This is a genomic window from Aliidiomarina soli (assembly GCF_003986975.1).
GTDB lineage: Bacteria > Pseudomonadota > Gammaproteobacteria > Enterobacterales > Alteromonadaceae > Aliidiomarina > Aliidiomarina soli.
The window spans coordinates 217,765-236,324 of record NZ_PIPO01000006.1 but is presented as its reverse complement, the minus strand read 5'-3'; the positions used below and the strand labels follow the sequence as shown (position 1 = coordinate 236,324).

Here is an 18,560-nt window from a genome sequence, read left to right as displayed (position 1 = left end):
GATAACCCGGTCTACTCCTGTGCCCACTCGTTGCACAGCGTTTCTTTATGCAAGGCCAGCCATTGTAACGCAATGACCGTCGCTGCATTATCTATTTTACCTTCATCCAGCAATTGCATCGCATCGGCCCGCGTGACTGCCTGCACCCGGATATCCTCATGCTCGCTGGCCAGGCCTCCGTACTCACTGGCTCGCCGGGCATCAACCCGCGCCATGTAAATATAAATCCGTTCCGTCAGCCCACCGGGGCTGGACAGGTAACTTAGCGCAAAACGCAGCCTGTCACTGGTTAACCCCGCTTCTTCGTCAAGCTCACGCAACGCCACCGCCTCCACGGTTTCGCCCGGCTCAGTCATGCCAGCGACCAGCTCCAGCAACCAGGGCGTTTCGCTGGTAGCGATAGCACCAACCCGAAACTGCTCCAGCATCACTATCTCGTCGCGTTCCATGTCATAAGGTAACACTACCACCGCGTGGCCGCGATCCATCACCTCACGCTCAATGGTTTCACTCCACCCGCCGCGAAACAGCTTATGCTGCAAACGGTACAACGTGGTCTTAAAAAATCCTTGATGCAAAGGCTTTTTTTCTAATACCTTCACATCACTGCCAGAAAACTTTACTCTCATCAATGAAGTCACCGTAGATTCTATACCTGTTAACGATTCGGCCATGTTTCATCCAAACATTCTGTTACACTTGGCCGGGCTCAGAAAGTGCGTTTAGCATACGCTTTTCTATAAAAACGCGCTAACATGGCGGCAGTTTCAAAAAAGCAAACAACAAAGCAAAAGAAAAAACATACAAAGCGAAAACCAGCGCAACGCGGTGTTTTTCAATACTACTTTGAAGGAAACGATCGATGAAAATCAAAATCCTGTCACTCGCGCTAAGCTTAGGGCTTGGCCTTTCCGGTTTGACAGCCAACGCCACAGACTTGACCGATATCTATCGTATGGCGCTGGAAAACGATCCTCAGTTATTGCGTGCATCCGCTGAGCGTGACGCCGCCCGTTCTGCTGTTGATGTGTCACGAGCCGACTGGTATCCACAAATCGGATTCCGTCTTGGTTATAACTACAGCGACTCAGACAACACCGCTAATGTGGTTGACCCTGATGACCCCGAAGGAGAGCCCGTTACTGCGATCAACGGTAGCAGTTCGCGCACCTTCAACCGTGAATTAACCCTTAGTCAGGAAGTCTTTAACTTGGGCACCTGGCGTGCCACTGGCATCGTTGAAAAACAAGCCTACCAGGCCGAAGTCAACTACTTACTGACCCGTCAGCAACTCATGCTTCGCGTCACCGACGCCTATTTCTCGATCCTCGCTGCTCGCGATAATCTTGAATTTGCCCAATCGGAAAAGCGTGCCATTGAGCGCCAGCTGGATCAAACCCGTCATCGCTTTTCGGTCGGTCTGACTGCGGTAACTGACGTGCATGAAGCTCAGGCACAGTATGATCAGGCTCTGGCCCGTGAAATCCAGGCTCAGAACTCGGTTGAAATTGCTTATGAAGCATTGCGTGAAATTACCGGACGCCAGCATCAGAACGTACATGTACTGAATACCGATTTATTCGAACCCGTCACGCCACAACCTGACTCACCACGACGGTGGGTCGATTTAGCACACGAACGTAACCTGCAGCTGCTGATCAGCCGCAGTGGCCTTGAGATTGCCGACCAGCGCATCGAACTGGCTCGCTCCGGGCACTATCCAACCGTTAGCCTGACTGCCAGTTATGGCAACCGCGATGTAAACTATGGCGGTGGTCGCAGCTATGACGGGCTTGACTCAAGCTCCATCGGTTTGCAACTGAACGTGCCGCTGTTTAGTGGTGGCCGTACGGTCGCCAGCACCGAAGAAGCGCGCAGTGACTATGTTGCCGTAAGTCAGACTCTGGAAGAAAACCGCCGAGCCGTTGAACGCGAAGTGCGCAGTGCATACCTTGATGTAGTCGCCAATATTTCCACCATTAGCGCCCTTGAACAGGCTGTGGTGTCTGCCGACAGTGCACTCAATGCCACCCAGGCTGGTTTTGAAGTAGGTACCCGCACCATCGTCGATGTGCTCGACAGCACCCGCAACCTGTTTAACGCTCGTCGCAACCTGTCTGAAGCCCGCTACGGCTACATTCAGGGTATTCTGCAACTGCAACAGGCCGCCGGCACTATCAGTGAAGACGCACTTTTTGCTATCAACGACGCGTTGCGTCCTGCCCCGCAAGACGACTAGCCAAAAATCAGTTACCATAAGCCGGCTTCGCGCCGGCTTTTTACTATTTGTTCCTCATTGAGTGCCTGTTATGGATTTATTGCACGTTATAATTCTCGCTATTATTCAGGGTCTTACCGAGTTTCTACCGGTTTCCAGCTCAGCTCATTTATTACTGGTTCCGGTTGTTACCAGTTGGCAGGATCAGGGCCTCGCCTTCGATGTTGCGCTGCATATTGGTAGCCTGAGTGCGGTTGTTATTTACTTTCGTCACGAAATTGCGCGCATGTGGTGGGCCTGGATTCAGTCCTTACGCACCCGCCAGGTCGACGAAGACGGCAAGCTGGCCTGGGCGGTTCTTCTGGCCACCATTCCAGTGGCAGTAGCAGGTTTACTTTTCAACGATTTCATCTCCTCGACACTGCGTTCACCTCTGATCGTTGCCGCCGGGCTGATAGGCTTCGGTATCGTCCTTGGTATCGCAGACTGGCGCCATCGTGGCAACCGCAGTGAATACCAGATGTCACGCTGGGACGTACTCTGCATCGCCCTCGCTCAGGCGCTGGCTTTGATCCCCGGCACCTCACGGTCAGGCATTACCATCACCGCCGCGCTTTTCCTCGGACTGTCCCGCGAAGCCGCCGCTCGTTTTTCCTTTTTACTCTCGATCCCAGTGATTGCCCTCGCCGGCGGTTACGAGACGCTGGGGCTGGTTCAGGCGGACACCGAGGTAGATTGGCTCGCGTTGGTAGTGGGTGCAGTTCTCTCTGGCCTGAGTGCCTACCTGTGCATCCATTATTTCCTCGCCTTCATCCGTAAAATCGGCATGCAACCATTCGTGGTCTACCGTATCTTGCTTGGTTTGCTATTAATTTGGTTCTTCTGGTAAGTTCTGCTGGAAAACATAAGGTATTTGAATGAGCACCACTGAAGACAAGCGCGCAGTCCGGCTGCCCCGTTTTAAACTTCGCTTTCTACTGCCAACCTATTGGCCTACCTGGTTGATGGTCGGCTTTCTGTACGCGCTGTCATGGTTGCCTTATCGCCTGCAACTGGCAATGGGCAAAGCCGTTGGCCGGCTACTGATGAAAGTCGCCCCAAAGCGGGTAAAAGTAGCTCGTCGCACCCTCGCACTGTCATTTCCGGATATGCCGGAGGACGAACGCGAACAGCTGCTCAAAGAAAATTTCAAAAATGCCGGCATCGCCTTGTTTGAAACGGGTATTGCCTGGTGGTGGCCGGACTGGCGGCTAAAACGGAAGATCACGCTGGAAGGCTGGGAACATGTGCAGAAGAACCTTGATCAGGGCCGCGGCACCTTTGTCCTGCTGTTCCACTTTCTAAATCTGGAAGTACATGCCCGCTCCGTCGGACTGTTCGAACCCTCAGTAGGGCTATACCGCCCGCACAACAATCCGCTGATGGAGTATCTGCAAACCAAAGGGCGCAGCCGCAGCAACAAATACATGGTCGACCGCAAAGACGTCCGTGGCATGATCGGGGCGTTGAAGGACGGCGAAATTGCTGGTTATTTGCCGGATCAGGATTACGGCCCGCGACGCAGTGTATTCGCCCCCCTGTTCGATGTTGAAGATGCCTGCACCACCACCGGCACCAGTATTTTTGCCAATGTCAAAAACGCAACAACGATGATCTCGGTGCTGCAGCGTCTGCCCAAAGGGCGCGGTTACCGTCTCATATTCTACCCGCCAGAACAGGCTATCCCCAGCGGCGACAGCTTTCAGGACGCCTGCAACGTGAATAAGGAAGTTGAACGGGCCGTTGCCATCCAGCCTGAACTTTATATGTGGATGCACCGTCGCTATAAAACCCGGCCAGCTCCAGACTTACCCAGCTACTATCACAACTTAAGCTAACCGTCTGGGTTGACTGAACCGGCTCCCAGCAAGCGCTGCCAGATAGCACTTACCATGGCCGTGTGCTGGCTAAAGTCGTGTTCAGTCAAACCGCCCTGCTCCGCCAGTGCCAGCCGGTGCACTTTGGCCCGAAACACTTTATAGCTGCTGATTAACGCCGCGGCATCGTCGTCGCTGATTAAGTCATGCTCCGCCGCTACCTCAAGAATCCGTACGTTATCGGTAAACTCACATAACCGAGGGTATTGTTGCGCATACCCCAGCACCAGATACTGAGTAATAAACTCGATATCGGTCATGCCCCCGGGCATCTGTTTAATATCGCTATACCCCGGGCGTGACTGCCACAGGTGGCCGCGCATTTTTTCCCGCATCGCGCAAATATCACTGCGTAATACATCCAGTTCTCGCGGTTGTTGCAGTCGCTCCGCACGGATCGAGGCAAACCGTCTGGCCAGGCCATCATGGCCAAAAACCATCCGCGCCCGCACCAGTGCCTGTAACTCCCAGGTCCATGCATCGTCCTGCAGATAACTGGCATAGGTACTCAGCTGCACCACCATCAAGCCGGAGTTACCGGACGGCCGTAAGCGCATATCCACCTCATACAGCACGCCGCTCAGGGTCCGCGTCGTAAACAAGTGTAAAACACGCTGTGCCAGCCGCAGGTAAAACTGCTGTGCATCAATCGGTTTAGCTCCCTGGGTCTGCACCTCGGGGATCTCATCACAGACAAACACCAAATCCAGATCCGATCCATAGCCAAGTTCGATACCGCCCAGCTTGCCGTACGCGATCACCGCGAAACCCGTATTGTGGGTATCCCGCCCCGGCGGTGCACCATGGCGGTCAGTCAGCTGCTGCCAGGCCATCCAGACTACCTGCTCAATGACCGCCTCAGCGAGGTAAGTCAGATGATCGCTCACCTTCATTAAAGGCACAGCATCGTTCACATCCGCCGCCGCGACTTTAAGCTGAAAGCTCTGTTTAACCTGACGCAGGGCCTCCATTTGCGCTTCCATATCATCCTGTGGAATGCGGGTCAGAAATTCCTGAACCTGAGCCCGATAACTGGTCAGCACAGGCAGGTCATACAGTTGCTGCGGGTCAATCAGTTCATCCAGCAAGTGTGGATAACGCTGGATTTGGTGCGCTATCCAGGGGCTCGCTTTACACAAAATCACCAGCTGCTTCAGCGCTCCCTTGTTGCTGGCCAGCAAATCGAGATAGGCGGTGCGCGAGGCAATCGTCTGCAAAATGGTAAAGACCCGTTTTAACAACTCACTGTTGCCGTCGCACTCAAGCACCCGTTCAATGAGCCGTGGCACCACGGTAGCCAGCAACTCGCGGCCGCGCACACCCGGGCTTTTTTTGCGCACATCGCGCCGACAATCACTGATTTCCTTCCACCAGCCTTCCACATCACTGACCCCAGCGTCTGCCAGCACATCCTGCGCCGTCGCATCGTCGAGTAGATCCTGCCACAGAATGGCGAGTTCACTGTCATCTTCATCCTCCAGATCATCTTCGCCCCCCACCACATTGAGGAAGTGACCGTGAACGCACTGCATTTGTTGTTTAATCACCTCCAGCAGCGGCTCAAAGCTGTCAAAGCCACAGGCCACGGCGACGCGCATACGATCCGTGTCATCCGCCGGCAAAGTCTGGGTCTGTTCGTCACGCAACTGTTGCAGCACGTGCTCAACCTTACGCAGCAGCAAATAGGCATAATGCAGCTCGGCAACGCTGTCCTCATTGAGTAAGTTCAGCTTTTCACATACATGCAGCGCTTTTAGCAGTGAGCGTGTCTGCAAATCGATGTCGCGGCCACCCCGAATCAGCTGAAAGGTTTGCGCAATAAACTCAACCTCACGGATACCGCCCGGGCCCAGCTTAATATTGGCACTGACGCCGCGGCGCCGCGCTTCCTGGTTAATCAGCAGTTTCATTTTGCGCAACGCTTCAATGGCGCTGTAATCAATGTAACGGCGAAATACAAACGGCCGTAACAACTGAAAAAGCACTTCCTGCAAACGCTCAGTGGCGTTCAGGTAACGCGCCTTGACCATCGCATAGCGTTCCCAGTTCCGCCCCTGCTCCTGATAGTAATCCTCCAGTGCGGAGAAGCTCACCGCCATCGGGCCAGACTGACCGAAAGGGCGCAGGCGCATATCGACCCGAAACGCCTGACCGTCCACCGTTTGCTGGCCCAGCAGCTTAATCAGGTTTTGTCCCATGCGGGTAAAATACAGACTGTGTTCCAGCGACTGCCGTCCACCACGGGTTTCGCCTTCTGCCTCAAAACAGAAAATAAGATCAATATCAGAGGAGAAATTCAGTTCGCAGCCACCCAGCTTGCCCATGGCAATCACCACCAGCGGCATGACCTCGCCATGGTCATCATAGGCAAGCCCCCAACGTGGTTGATAATGCCGTTGCAGCCACTGACAAGCCTGCTCTATCAGAGCATCCGCCAGGGCACTGTTGGCTTCCAGAAAATCCGGTACACTCAGTTCGCCGAGTAAGTCCTGGCACGCCAGCCGGCTAAGCTCGATATGCCGGTAGCGACGAATAATCGCCATTGCCTGGGCATCGTCATTGACATCACTTAACAATTCAGCCAGCGACGTCTGATGGTTTCCGGGTTGGCGGCGATACACTTCAGCCACTGCCTCTTCGCCATAGCGAATCGCCACCCGCGCGACAAAGTCGCTCAGCGCAAATACCCAGGGCAGCCAACGTCCAAGGGTTCGCTCTCGCTCCACGTCAGGCTGCTGCACTTCAAGGTACGCGGCCCAATGCTGTTCAGCCTGGTCGCGCAATGGCTGGGGCAAAGTCTGCCAGTCATGTGACCGGGGAGTCAGGTGCTGCATAGCATCTCCATTAGTAAATCTGCGCTAATCGCTCTGCGCTTACTCACCGCGCGCCAGACGGAAGCCGCGTTCGGCTTTACTTTTGTTGAAATGTTGTAAATTAAAGCGTGAAGCCAGTGTTTCTCCACAATCCACTAGCCCTTGCAGATCACCGCTTAACAGCTCCATTTCCACTTCAAAGACCGGCTCCTGCTTCTCACCCGCTTGAATAACCCCTTGATCCAACACAATTTCCAGCTCGCACACTGGGGCGCTCAGGGGCCAGCCGCCATGCCAGCGACGGCGCTCAAATTCGACTTTAAACTGCATTTCAAGAGCGTCGTTTACGGCACTAACATTCAGCTTGTCGGGCCACATTGTGGACGGAAAACTTGTTAAATTGGGCTTTAGCTGCTTTCCTTGGGGTAGGTTGTATTCAGGACGCTGGTGCAGACCATCAATAATTTGTCCGGCAAGTTTGACCGTTTGCTCGGCGTGTTGTTCGCCTTCAGTAAACCAGCGTCGAATACGACAGCCAATACGATGGTGGTTTAACTGGCCATCGCTGGTATCAAAATACTCATTACTGAGTTGTAAAGTGGTCTGTGGTTGCATCTGCTGCGTAAGATACTGCATAAGCGCCACAGCCGAATCGTCAGACAGAGTGAACTTAAGTTCACTTTCGGTAGCCGAACTGTCTTGCGTCATAAAAAACCCGTTTAGTCATCAATGATGTGATGCTGCCAAGCTTATGCGCTGACGGCCCTTCACTCAAGACTTCACGCAAGACTTCTGTGAAGAAAGATTAAGCGGTATATTTTTGCCAAAATAAGTCCACCAGAGGGCTTTACCAGGCAGAAAATAAACATATACTGGCGCCGGGACAGCCCGCAGCTCCATTCAGTTGGAGCGGCCGTGTTATACAGGAGACGTAATGTTCAAAGCGAGTAAGGTGTTAGAGACACGTTATCAGGCGAGTCAGCTCGACGAACTGTGGAAAGCCATTTCAGACAACTATGTTGTGGATGAAGAGAGCTACCTCAAAGAGCTGATCACACTGGTTCCTAACGACCAGGACACCATCGACCGCCAGACTGAAAAGTCTCGCACGCTGGTAAAACAGGTGCGCAAAGATGCAGGTCGTGGTGATGGTGTGGATGCGTTTTTGCAGCAGTACAGCCTGGACACCCAGGAAGGTATTGTATTGATGTGCCTGGCTGAAGCCTTGCTGCGCATTCCCGACGGCCCCACTGCGGATGCTCTCATTCGCGACAAATTGTCCAGTGGTGCCTGGAAAAATTACATGAAAAAGAGTGAGTCCCTGTTGGTTAATTCCGGCACCTGGGCACTCAATCTGACCAACGAAGTGATCAACCCGAAAGGCCGTGACGACGACACCCCAGTGTCGCGTTTTCGCCGTCTGGTGAAACGGGTCGGTGAACCTGTCGTCCGCCAGGCCACCTATCACGCCATGGAGCTGATGGGTAAGCAATTCGTACTCGGCCGCAGCATTGAAGAAGCACTCAAGAACAGCCGTAAAAACCGTGACATCGGCTACACCCATGCCTATGACATGCTTGGTGAAGCGGCACTTACCATGAAAGATGCCAAGCGCTATCACACGGCGTACGTGGACTCGATCACCAAGATCGCGAAAGAGAACTTCAATAACGAAGAGGAAGTGCCACGGCCAACGATTTCAATCAAATTGTCAGCCTTGCACCCCCGTTATGAAGCAGCCAACCATGAACGGATCATGGACGAACTGGCGACTGACCTGTTAGAGCTGATCAAATTAGCCCAGCAGGCCAATGTCGGTGTCACCATCGATGCCGAAGAAATGGACCGTTTAGAGCTTTCACTTGAGCTGTTCGAACGGGTCTATCGCACCGGTGTGTGTAAAGACTGGCCACGCTTTGGCCTGGTGGTACAGGCATACTCGAAGCGTGCACTACCGGTCTTGTGCTGGCTCAATGCCCTCTCCAGAGAAGTCGGTGACGAGATCCCAATCCGCCTGGTGAAAGGCGCCTACTGGGATACTGAAGTCAAATTGTCACAACAGCTTGGCCTCGCCAGTTATCCGGTATTTACCCGTAAAGCCAGCACCGATGTCTCGTTCATCGCTTGTGCACGCTACCTGTTAAGTGAAGATACCGAAGGTCAGCTGTACCCTCAGTTTGCTACGCACAATGCCCAAACCATTGTCTCCATTCAGGAAATGGCGAATGGACGGCGTTATGAGTTCCAGCGCCTGCACGGTATGGGTAAAGATCTCTACAATACCGTATTGAAAGAAGATCCAGAGCGTACGGTTCGTATTTACGCGCCGGTCGGCGCCCACAAGGACCTGCTGCCATACCTGGTACGCCGTCTGCTGGAAAACGGTGCCAACAGCTCGTTTGTGCATAAACTACTGGACCCAAGTGTAGATGTAGACGAACTGGTCGAGCATCCGCTCACCAACCTGAGTAAAAAGCCGACCTTGCACAACGACAAGATCCCACTGCCAATCGATATTTTGGCTCCACGTAAAAATTCGTCAGGACTTAATATGAATATTCACTCTCAAGGCGATGAATTCTTCGACAAAATTCGTAGCTTCCAGAACAATCACTGGCAAGGTGGCCCGATCGTAAACGGCGAACTGATTGAAGCCGACCACCGTGTCGCAGTTACCAGCCCTCAGCAAACCAGCCATCAGATGGGTACCATCGGCTGGGGCGACGCTAAGCTGGCGGAAAAAGCACTGACCAGTGCCAATAAAGCCTTCCCTGCCTGGACTCGCACCAAAGCCGACGAGCGTGCGGTGAAGCTGGAAAAACTGGCAGATCTGCTGGAAGAAAACATGCACGAGCTGATCGCGCTCTGTACCCTGGAAGCGGGTAAAGGCCTGCAGGATGGTATTGATGAAGTGCGCGAAGCCGTCGATTTCTGTCGTTACTACGCCATTAAAGCACGTGAACTGATGGGCGAAGGCGAAGCACTGCCAGGCCCAACCGGTGAGAAAAACGAACTCTTTGTGCAGGGCCGTGGCACCTTTGTCTGCATCAGCCCGTGGAACTTCCCGTTGGCGATTTTCCTCGGTCAGGTCAGTGCAGCACTTGCCACTGGTAACTGCGTTATTGCCAAACCAGCCGAGCAAACCGGTCTGGTCGCGTACCGCGCCGTTCAGTTAGCGCTTGAAGCTGGCATTCCGGGTGATGTACTTCACTTCGTACCTGGTAACGGTGCAGAAATTGGTGCCTACCTGGTAGGTCAGGAAAACATCGGCGGGGTTTGCTTTACCGGTTCAACCAACACCGCTCAGTCAATCAACCGCGCATTGGCAGCACGTACCGGCGCTATCGTTCCGTTAATCGCCGAAACCGGTGGTCAGAACGCGATGATGGTTGACTCCACAGCGCTGCCTGAGCAGGTCGTCACTGACGTGGTGCACAGTGCCTTTACCAGCGCTGGCCAGCGTTGTTCTGCGCTACGCGTAATTTACGTGCAGGACGACATTGCTGACCGCGTTATCGAGCTGCTGAAAGGCGCAATGAAAGAGCTTATCGTCGGCGACCCAATTGACCACAAAACCGATGTTGGCCCGGTGATTGACGGCGTTGCTAAAACCAACCTGGAACAACACATCATTGATATCCAGCAAGCCGGTAAGCTAATTGGTGAAGCGCCGATGCCGGAATACACTCAAGGCGGCACCTTCGTCGCGCCGACCGCGATTGAAATCGACAGCATCAGCCAACTGGTGCGCGAGAACTTCGGTCCTATCCTGCACGTCATCCGCTTCAAGCATAAAGACATCGATAAAGTGATCGACGACATCAATAACACGGGCTTTGGCCTCACTTTCGGCATTCACAGCCGCAACGAGACCTTTGCCTATGACGTCGCCCGTCGTATCAATGTCGGTAACGTTTACATCAACCGCAACCAGATTGGTGCTGTGGTCGGTGTGCAGCCGTTCGGTGGCCAGGGTCTCTCCGGTACTGGGCCAAAAGCAGGTGGACCACACTACCTGTATGCCTTTATGACCGAGAAAACCTTTACCGATAACATCACAGCCGTTGGCGGTAATGCGACCTTGCTGTCGCTGGGTGACTAACGCGCACGCAAAGGCTGAGGCGCTTCGCAGCGCATTGCTCAGCCTGTGATATGCTAAAGGGCAGGTTTATCCTGCCCTTTTTTATTGGCTGCGACCGATTTAAACTTAGCGAACCAGACTTTAAATTTAGCAAACAATTCGACGAGAGACACTCATGGCGTTACATGTTATCCGACACCCGCTGGTCCAGCATAAGCTTGGCCTCATGCGCGACCAGGCGATCAGTACTAAGAGCTTTCGTGAGCTGGCCAACGAACTTGGCAACCTGCTGACCTACGAAGCGACCAAAGACTTCGAACTCGAACCTACGCGGATGACCAGCTGGAACGGTGACAGCATTCAGGTTGAACGTATTAAAGGTAAAAAAGTCACCGTAGTTCCTATTCTGCGGGCCGGTATCGGTATGCTCGATGGCGTGCTTAACCTGATCCCGAGCGCCAAAGTCAGTGTGGTGGGTTTGTACCGTGACGAGGAAACGCTTGAGCCGGTCTCCTATTTCGAAAAGTTTGCCGGTAGTATGGATGAGCGCCTGGCTCTGGTGTTAGACCCCATGCTAGCCACTGGTGGCTCGATGATAGCCACCCTCGACTTGCTGAAGAAAGAAGGCTGCACCCGGATCCGGGTATTAGTGCTGGTGGCCGCACCCGAGGGCGTCGCAAAAGTACTCGACGCACACCCGGATGTGGATATTTATACCGCCTCGCAGGACGACCGGCTCAACGAACACGGCTACATCCTGCCCGGCCTTGGCGATGCCGGTGATAAGATCTTCGGCACCCGCTAAGCGCTACGTATTTTACCTGTGACAGCTTAGTGAGACAGACGAATCCGCTCGTCCCCGGTGTCTAACCAAAGGACGTCGGTGGCGCCGTCTTTACGCTCAATGCTAAACCGCTGCACCTCGCTGAGTACCCCCAGAAAACGGTATTCAGCGCGCATCTTATCGTCTTCGCAAGCCATCTTAGTGCCTGCCAGTTCGCCGAACTGCAAACCTTCACCAGTTAGTTCATACTGACCAAAATAGCGGTTACAGGCTGCCCGCCCAGCAACACTGCCATCGGCGGCGAAACGAACAAAGACCTCGTAGTCAGCCATCGACTCATCATCAATCGCGCTAACCTGCCAGTCGACGCCTTCCAGCAAACGTTGTGGAATACCAGCACAACCTTGTAGCCGCTGCCCGGCCACTTGCAGTTCAGCCGTCTGTGGGTACGACATACCGCTCATACTGTCCTCACACAGCGTTTCATTGACCTGATAGGTCAGCCGCTCATCGCTGTCTTTAAGCTCTGCCACAACCTCTGTGCTGCCGTCCTCACGCCATTCCTGACTGACGATGCTGAAGTTCTGCTCGTCTTCGCCCATATTGCGTAATACCGCCTCACCCTGGTTGATTTCAATCAACCAGAAAGGTTCGTTGCCCCGCGCAATATGCGGCTCGATAATAGCCCCTGGTCGGGTGCACTCACTGTATGCTCGACTGCCAACCTCGAGTTGCGCGCGTTCTCCTTTACTCCAGAAAACCACGTTGTGGTCAGCATCGTCATTGCTATAGCGCGCACCTGAAGCTGCCTCTACCTGGCTCAACTGATAGTGATCGTCGCCCAGGGTCAGCGTGACCTGCTCACCATGCGTCTCGACCTGCACCGGTTGGGCACCACAATGGTAAACTGCGATGTCCGCCTCCTCTGAACCTGAACAGGCCGTCAACAGCGCCCCGCTCAGCGCACCGGCCATGACCATCCCAGTGGCCTTTAACCGCGTTTGTAACTTAGCGTGTGTCATTCTGTACCTCTCCTTTGAATTTCAGCTTTGTCCGCTTTACTCATTACCTGTCTGTTCAGGATCTAACTGGCGTACTCCCGGTCCTGCCAACACTGAGCGTCCAGCGGCTCCAGCCTGAACCTGCAATTGCGTGGCAATGCGTTCTTTCAGCGAGCCTACATGGGATATCAGGCCAATCATTTTTCCGTCCTGGCGCAAACTGGCTAAGGTATCCAGCGCCTGATCCAGCGCTTCCTCGTCCAGGGTGCCGAAGCCTTCGTCCAAAAACAGCGAGTCAACCCGCACCTTGCTGCTCGCCATTTGCGCCAGCCCAAGTGCCAGTGCCAGACTGACCAGAAAACTCTCGCCGCCCGACAGGTTGCGGGTCGAACGGATTTCACCTGCCTGATAATCGTCCATCACGTTCAGTTTCAGCGGCTCAGCCTCATCACGAACCAACAGGTAACGCTCAGTCATTTTTCTAAGCTTTTGATTCGCATAGTCAATCATAATCTCGAAGGTCAGCCCCTGGGCAAACTTTCGATATTTTTTACCATCCGCTGAGCCTATCAAGGTATCCAGTGTAGCCCACTCATCGGTCTTTGCCTGTTGTCGCTTCACCGCATCCAGCTTATCGCGTTGCTGCCGGCGCAATGTCTCGTCTGCCTCCAGTCGGGTTTGCAATGCGCCCTGGCGTTGATGCAGGTCTGCCAGCATCGCCTTCAGCCGCTTCAATTCCAGCTGGTTCGCCGCAGCGTCTGCCGGTTGCTGCGCTTTCGCTTCGCTCAATTCCCGTTGCAGCCGCTCTGCTTCTGTTTTCAGCCATTGGCTGCTGGCATCCAGTTCCCGTGCCTGTTTACTCAGGCGGGCTTGAATTGCATCATCAAGCAATGCCTGTTGCAGCGACTCAAGGTCGTCGAAACCGGCCTCGTTTAAACCCGCTTCGAGTTGCTTCCCTGCGCTGCGTTGTTCCTGTTCCAGTTCCTCGACCCGTTGCTGCAACTGCTGGCTGCTCAACTGGGCCCGTTCAAACGCCTGTTGCGCCTGCTGCGCTTGTTGCTCCAATTGCTCCCGGCTTTGCTCCGCCTGACCCAGGCGTTGCTGCCAACGCTCAACCACTGCTGCAACCGACTCGCCAGCCAGTAACTGCTGGCGTTGCTGCTGCAATTGCTCACGTTCCGCACCAGTTCGCTCAACACGGGTCTTTAATTCAGCGCTCAGTCGTTGCTTCTCGGCTCGCTGTTCCTGAACTCCTTCTAAACGAGCACTGAGGCTGGTCAGTTCGCCGCGCAGCCCTTGCTGCTTTGCCAGTGTCGTTTCATAACGACCGCGCATAGTTTGTAACTGGTGCAGCATGTCGGTCTGCTTTGCCGCTGAAACATCATCTACCTCAGCCTCATCTCCCAGCCATCGTGACACCCGTGCCTGCCAGCTTTGCAGCAACTCAGTATAGCTCTGTTGCGCCCGCTGCAAGTGCTCTTGCTCACGTACCAGCGCAGCCTGTTGCGCCTGTTCCTGCTGCACGCGCTCACTCGCCCCCACCGCCTGCTCAATTTCAAGCTGCTGCAATTGCTGCTGGGTTGCCACCAGTGAGCGCTCAAGCTCAGCCAGCTCGCTGCGTTTTGTTTGCAATGTTGACTCCACGCTGGCATCACTGTGCAATGGCGCTGGATGTTCCACCGAGCCGCATAAAGGGCAGGCTTCGCCTGCTACCAGTTCGTTGCGAAAATCCGCCAGCTTTTGCTCCAGCAGGGTCTGGCTAATCATCTCCTGCAACGCCTTATAACGTTCTTTGTCGACACTGAGCTGTTTCGTCAGCGCGTCCTGTTGCTGCGCCAGTTGCGCGCTGCTTGGTTTGGACTGCAGCGCCTGCAATGTCTCTCGTTGCTGTTTCAGCGACTGCTCTGCAGCGACACACTCGGCCTGGCGTTGCTCAAGCTGAGTCCGTTGTTCGCTCAATAAAGGCAGCTGATTCGCCAAATTACCTTCATTCGAGTGCGCTTCCAGCCAGTCTGTCAGCGACTGTAATTCATCCTGTTGCTGGCTAAGTTTCTGCTCCAGTTCACTGACAATGTCAACCAGCGCGGTCTGCTCGTGGTACGCCTTTTCCTGCTGCGCGCACTCACTCTGGTAGCGCTGCTTAATTAGCTGCAAACTCTGGTCCAGCGTTCGTGCTTTGTCGATCTCCGGTTGTAGCGTCGTCCATTGCTCTTTGCTTGTAGCAAGTTCGTCGCGGGCACGCTGCGCCTGCGACCCGGTTTTTTCAGAGCTCTCTTTAAGCGTTGGCAAAGCAGCCTGCTCGGTAGTAAACAGCTGCTGACTCCTGGTCAGTTGCTGTTGCAAGTAACGCAAATGATTCAATGCGCTGGCAAAAGGTCGCGCCTGAGCATCCTTTTCCAGCTGCTTGCGTTGCTCCGAAAACTCGGCAACCTCCTTGCTATGGGCGGCCTGACGTTCGGTCAGCTGGGACCATTCATGCTCCAGTTTAGTCAGGGTTTCAACCCACTGCGCCGAGCGCTCGCAAGCCTGATACTGCGTGTCCGTTTCGTCGACCTGCGCCTTAACCTGATTAAGCTCTGTCTTAATTGCGTCACGTTCATCTTCAGCCAGCGGTTGAATAGTCCCTAGCTCATCCTGCAAACGCTGTAATAGATCCCGTTGCATCTTGTATTTGCTATGCGCCGCCTGCGAAATCCGCGCATAAATTTCACTGCCGGTAATTTGTTCCAGCAGCGCACTACGCTCGCCTTCATCGGCATTTAAAAACGCAGCAAACTGGCCCTGCGCCAGCATCATCGAACGGGTAAAACGGTTAAAATCGAGTCCGCTTAACTGCTCTACAACCGCCGGTACCTGGCTCACCTTCTCTTCCAGTAACTTGCCGGTCGCCGCATCAATCAGTTCATGCCGCGGGTGCTGAAGCGCACCGCCAGCGTGGCGCCGTGCCCGGTGCTGATACCAGAATGCGCGATACTCGCCCTGCTCAGTGGCGAAAGTGACTTCGGCCATGCACTCACCCTGGTGCCGCGACATTACGTCGTTGTCTGACTTGGTTATTTTGCCCAGCCGCGGTGTTTGTCCATACAGAGCCAGGCAAATTGCATCCAGAATAGTGGTTTTACCCGCGCCGGTGGGGCCGGTTATCGCAAACAAACCTTCATTCACGTAGTCCGGGTGGGCAAAATCGATTTCCCAGGTGCCATGCAACGAGTTTAAGTTCTGCAGTCGCAGCTTAGTGATCCGCATTCGGGTCCTCCTCCGCCAGTTCCTGCAATAACTGGGCATGCAGCTCAGTCAGTCGCTGCCCTTCATCGCCCTCTATCTCACTGGCTTCAAGGCGACGTTTAAATACATCTTCAGTGGTCAGTTGCTGCAAACTTTCTTCGCTCATCGTCCGTTTCAGGGTTTTCTCCCGTAGCGCCGGGTTACGCACCCGTAACACCTGTACCTGGGTATCCGCCACCCATTCTGTCAGCCGTTGGCGCAGGTCACGAATGTAATCCGTGCCGCTGTACTCCACTTCCACCCAAATCGCTTCATCTGCCTCAATTAACTGCTGCAACGCTGGCTGCAACTGCTCAAGATCCCCTTTTATCCGTTCCATGCGCTGAAAAACTGGTATTGGCAGCGTCGACACTTGCGCCTCACGGCCCTCAAAATCAATCAACACCACTTCTTTCTGCTGCCCCACTTCACCAAAACCCATCGCAATCGGCGAGCCGCTATAACGTCGTGTAGGGTCTTTCGCTACCAGTTGCGGAACATGTAAATGACCAAGGGCCAGATAATCAAAGGCATCCGGAAACGCCGACGCTGGTACTTGCCCCAGCGACCCCACATACAGGTCACGTACACCATCGCCCTCGCGTAATTCGCCACCCACGGTGAACAGGTGCCCCATGCCAATAATCGGCAGCTCGCGCTTGCCTCGTTTAGCCACTGCGGCCTCGGCGGTTTGCGCATAGTGAGCTTTCACTCCCTGCTGCACCTTACGTTCTTTGTCAGCAATGCCTTCGCCGTCCTCGGCGCTGCGCAAATCACGTTCACGCAGGTAAGGAACCGCACACACAATCAGCTCTAATTCGCCGTTGTGCTCAAGACACAACACTTCCTCTGCCGGGTCTTCACAGGCCTCGCCAATCACGTGTACATTCAACGCACTTAGCAACTGCTGCGGTGCATCCAGAAACGACGGTGAATCATGGTTGCCGCCAATCACCACCACATGGCGACACTCCGTGGCAGCAACCCGGGCCAAAAACCGGTAGTACAGCTGCTGGGCATAGTTGCCGGGGGTGTTGGTATCAAAAATATCGCCGGCCACCAGCAAGGCTTCAACCCGCTGTTCGTTGATAGTCTGCAACAACCAGTCGAGAAAAGCGGCAAATTCATGATGCCGTTTTTGCCCGTAGAGCACCCGACCCAGGTGCCAGTCAGACGTGTGAAGTACTCGCATCGACAACCAGTTTCCTTGTGTCCGAAAAACAAAAAGAATAAAAAAAGCCCCGCAGTTTTTCACTGCAGGGCTCAGTCTAGCACGGACTCAATCTTGATTACTCGCGCTCAAAAGGCACCGGCTGTGGCGTATTTTCAGTCGACGGTGGCAGTTGCGGCAGCGTAATTTGTGGCTGTTCGCCAGTCAGCGTGCGCATAAAAGCGACCATGTTATCGATATCCGCTTGCGGCAGTTCCCGCCCTAGCTGCAAATAGGCCATAATTTCCGTTGCCTCTTCTAAAGTCCACACTGCTCCATCATGAAAGTAAGGGTAAGTTCTTTCGACATTGCGCAACGAAGGCACCTTAAATGAAAAACGGTCACTTTCTTCACCAGTGGCTTCAAAACGCCCCTGCGACGGATTCTCGGTGAGGTACTCATGAACCAGCCCCATGCGATGAAAGTCTTTCCCGCCCAGCGCTTCGCCGTAGTGGCAGGCGACACAGCCTATAGATTTAAACGTCTCATAGCCTGCCAGTTCATCTGCAGTTATGGCGCTGTCATCCCCTCGCAGCCATTGGTCAAATCGCGAGTTTGGCGTGACCAGGGTTTCTTCAAACTCCGCAATCGCGTCCGTGACATGGTCAATCCCGATCTCGCGGGTGGCATAGACGGCTTCAAACATATCCACATAGGCCGGAATCGAACGCAACACCTCAATCGCCAGGGTGTGGGTGTAAGCCATTTCCATTGGGTTATCGATGGGACCTGCCGCCTGTTCCTGCAACGTCGCCGCACGACCATCCCAGAACTGCGCCATATGCAGACCCGCATTCAACACCGTCGGCGAATTAATTGGCCCTTCCTGCCAGTTATGGCCAATCGACGTTGGCAGGTTATCCGTACCACCACGGCTCAGGTTATGGCACGAATTACAGGAAATAAATCCGGAACGCGACAGTCGGGGTTCGAAGAAGAGCTTTTTACCTAGTTCAACTTTTTCCGGGTGCTCACTTTGGTAAGGTGCAATAGGTTGCACCGGTTCATTGGCAAGTCGTTCGCTCGCATTGTAAGTACTGTCTTTACTGCTCGTATCGGCAGCTGCCGTAAGCAACCAGCCGGTCGCTGTTGCGCTCACCGCTAGCGCTACTAACATTCGTTTAAACATGGTCTCGCTCCCCTTTCCCATTCGGGCCAGTTATTCAGCATAGCGGGTGGCGGGTAAACAAACTTGACCTGAGTCAAACAAGCCGCCTATAAACAGGGGGTTAGTTTAGTCTGCGCGGCTCGGTGCGCAGGGTGGTTTTAATAC

At 54.2% G+C, this 18,560-nt stretch carries 12 protein-coding genes; 5 read left to right on the top strand and 7 right to left on the bottom strand.

Annotated features, from left to right (window positions below; all coding sequences use genetic code 11):
• Nucleotides 1-11: 11 nt before the first annotated feature.
• Nucleotides 12-629, bottom strand: a complete 618-nt coding sequence (gene nudF, locus CWE14_RS13465) for an ADP-ribose diphosphatase (RefSeq protein WP_126789318.1) — start codon at nt 627-629, stop codon at nt 12-14.
• A gap of 233 nt (nt 630-862) precedes the next feature.
• Between nudF and tolC the strand changes: the two genes are divergently transcribed.
• From tolC to lpxL, 3 genes are all read left to right on the top strand, one after another.
• Nucleotides 863-2,239: an outer membrane channel protein TolC gene (gene tolC, locus CWE14_RS13460; RefSeq protein ID WP_126799856.1), complete on the top strand. Its 1,377-nt coding sequence runs from the start codon at nt 863-865 to the stop codon at nt 2,237-2,239.
• A gap of 70 nt (nt 2,240-2,309) precedes the next feature.
• On the top strand, nt 2,310-3,107 hold the full coding sequence (locus CWE14_RS13455; RefSeq protein WP_126799855.1) for an undecaprenyl-diphosphate phosphatase: 798 nt from the start codon (nt 2,310-2,312) through the stop codon (nt 3,105-3,107).
• A 28-nt stretch (nt 3,108-3,135) separates the two neighbouring features.
• The gene (lpxL, locus tag CWE14_RS13450) at nt 3,136-4,095 is read left to right on the top strand and encodes an LpxL/LpxP family Kdo(2)-lipid IV(A) lauroyl/palmitoleoyl acyltransferase (protein ID WP_126799854.1); all 960 of its coding nucleotides are present in this window, start codon (nt 3,136-3,138) and stop codon (nt 4,093-4,095) included.
• Here the strand turns inward: lpxL and glnE are convergent.
• Both glnE and CWE14_RS13440 read right to left on the bottom strand, forming a co-directional pair.
• Nucleotides 4,092-6,968 (bottom strand): bifunctional [glutamate--ammonia ligase]-adenylyl-L-tyrosine phosphorylase/[glutamate--ammonia-ligase] adenylyltransferase, encoded by a 2,877-nt coding sequence (gene glnE, locus CWE14_RS13445; RefSeq protein WP_126799853.1) that lies wholly within the window; start codon nt 6,966-6,968, stop codon nt 4,092-4,094. The genes lpxL and glnE overlap by 4 nt on opposite strands.
• 39 nt (nt 6,969-7,007) lie before the next feature.
• Nucleotides 7,008-7,655, bottom strand: coding sequence for a CYTH domain-containing protein (locus tag CWE14_RS13440; protein WP_126799852.1), 648 nt, complete (start codon nt 7,653-7,655; stop codon nt 7,008-7,010).
• Between the two features lie 226 nt (nt 7,656-7,881).
• On the opposite strand from CWE14_RS13440, the gene putA reads away from it, so the two are divergent.
• Nucleotides 7,882-11,049, top strand: a complete 3,168-nt coding sequence (gene putA, locus CWE14_RS13435; RefSeq protein ID WP_126799851.1) for a bifunctional proline dehydrogenase/L-glutamate gamma-semialdehyde dehydrogenase PutA — start codon at nt 7,882-7,884, stop codon at nt 11,047-11,049.
• A 154-nt stretch (nt 11,050-11,203) separates the two neighbouring features.
• Nucleotides 11,204-11,833, top strand: coding sequence for a uracil phosphoribosyltransferase (gene upp, locus CWE14_RS13430; protein WP_126799850.1), 630 nt, complete (start codon nt 11,204-11,206; stop codon nt 11,831-11,833).
• A gap of 26 nt (nt 11,834-11,859) precedes the next feature.
• Here upp and CWE14_RS13425 read toward each other — a convergent pair whose 3' ends face one another.
• The 4 genes from CWE14_RS13425 to CWE14_RS13410 all read right to left on the bottom strand — a co-directional run bounded on the left by CWE14_RS13425 (nt 11,860) and on the right by CWE14_RS13410 (nt 18,416).
• A complete protein-coding gene (locus CWE14_RS13425; RefSeq protein ID WP_126799849.1) occupies nt 11,860-12,834 on the bottom strand; it encodes an META domain-containing protein in 975 nt (324 codons plus the stop codon).
• Nucleotides 12,835-12,870: 36 nt separating this feature from the next.
• Nucleotides 12,871-16,059 carry an AAA family ATPase gene (locus tag CWE14_RS13420; protein WP_198676601.1) on the bottom strand — a complete coding sequence of 1,063 codons (3,189 nt, stop codon included), beginning with the start codon at nt 16,057-16,059 and terminating at the stop codon, nt 12,871-12,873.
• Complete coding sequence (locus CWE14_RS13415) at nt 16,046-17,269, bottom strand: exonuclease SbcCD subunit D C-terminal domain-containing protein (RefSeq protein WP_126799847.1); 1,224 nt, start codon at nt 17,267-17,269, stop codon at nt 16,046-16,048. Before CWE14_RS13415 ends, CWE14_RS13420 begins: the two co-directional genes overlap by 14 nt.
• A 97-nt stretch (nt 17,270-17,366) precedes the next feature.
• Nucleotides 17,367-18,416: a cytochrome-c peroxidase gene (locus tag CWE14_RS13410; RefSeq protein ID WP_241972417.1), complete on the bottom strand. Its 1,050-nt coding sequence runs from the start codon at nt 18,414-18,416 to the stop codon at nt 17,367-17,369.
• Nucleotides 18,417-18,560: the final 144 nt, after the last annotated feature.

Excerpts from the sequence above, each read along its gene's own strand:
- CWE14_RS13415 (WP_126799847.1), bottom strand. The coding sequence starts at position 17,269 with ATGCGAGTACTTCACACGTCTGACTGGCACCTGGGTCGGGTGCTCTAC.
- CWE14_RS13455 (WP_126799855.1), top strand. The coding sequence starts at position 2,310 with ATGGATTTATTGCACGTTATAATTCTCGCTATTATTCAGGGTCTTACC.
- lpxL (WP_126799854.1), top strand. The coding sequence starts at position 3,136 with ATGAGCACCACTGAAGACAAGCGCGCAGTCCGGCTGCCCCGTTTTAAA.
- glnE (WP_126799853.1), bottom strand. The coding sequence starts at position 6,968 with ATGCAGCACCTGACTCCCCGGTCACATGACTGGCAGACTTTGCCCCAG.
- CWE14_RS13440 (WP_126799852.1), bottom strand. The coding sequence starts at position 7,655 with ATGACGCAAGACAGTTCGGCTACCGAAAGTGAACTTAAGTTCACTCTG.
- nudF (WP_126789318.1), bottom strand. The coding sequence starts at position 629 with ATGAGAGTAAAGTTTTCTGGCAGTGATGTGAAGGTATTAGAAAAAAAG.
- upp (WP_126799850.1), top strand. The coding sequence starts at position 11,204 with ATGGCGTTACATGTTATCCGACACCCGCTGGTCCAGCATAAGCTTGGC.
- tolC (WP_126799856.1), top strand. The coding sequence starts at position 863 with ATGAAAATCAAAATCCTGTCACTCGCGCTAAGCTTAGGGCTTGGCCTT.
- CWE14_RS13410 (WP_241972417.1), bottom strand. The coding sequence starts at position 18,416 with ATGTTTAAACGAATGTTAGTAGCGCTAGCGGTGAGCGCAACAGCGACC.
- CWE14_RS13420 (WP_198676601.1), bottom strand. The coding sequence starts at position 16,059 with ATGCGGATCACTAAGCTGCGACTGCAGAACTTAAACTCGTTGCATGGC.
- CWE14_RS13425 (WP_126799849.1), bottom strand. The coding sequence starts at position 12,834 with ATGACACACGCTAAGTTACAAACGCGGTTAAAGGCCACTGGGATGGTC.
- putA (WP_126799851.1), top strand. The coding sequence starts at position 7,882 with ATGTTCAAAGCGAGTAAGGTGTTAGAGACACGTTATCAGGCGAGTCAG.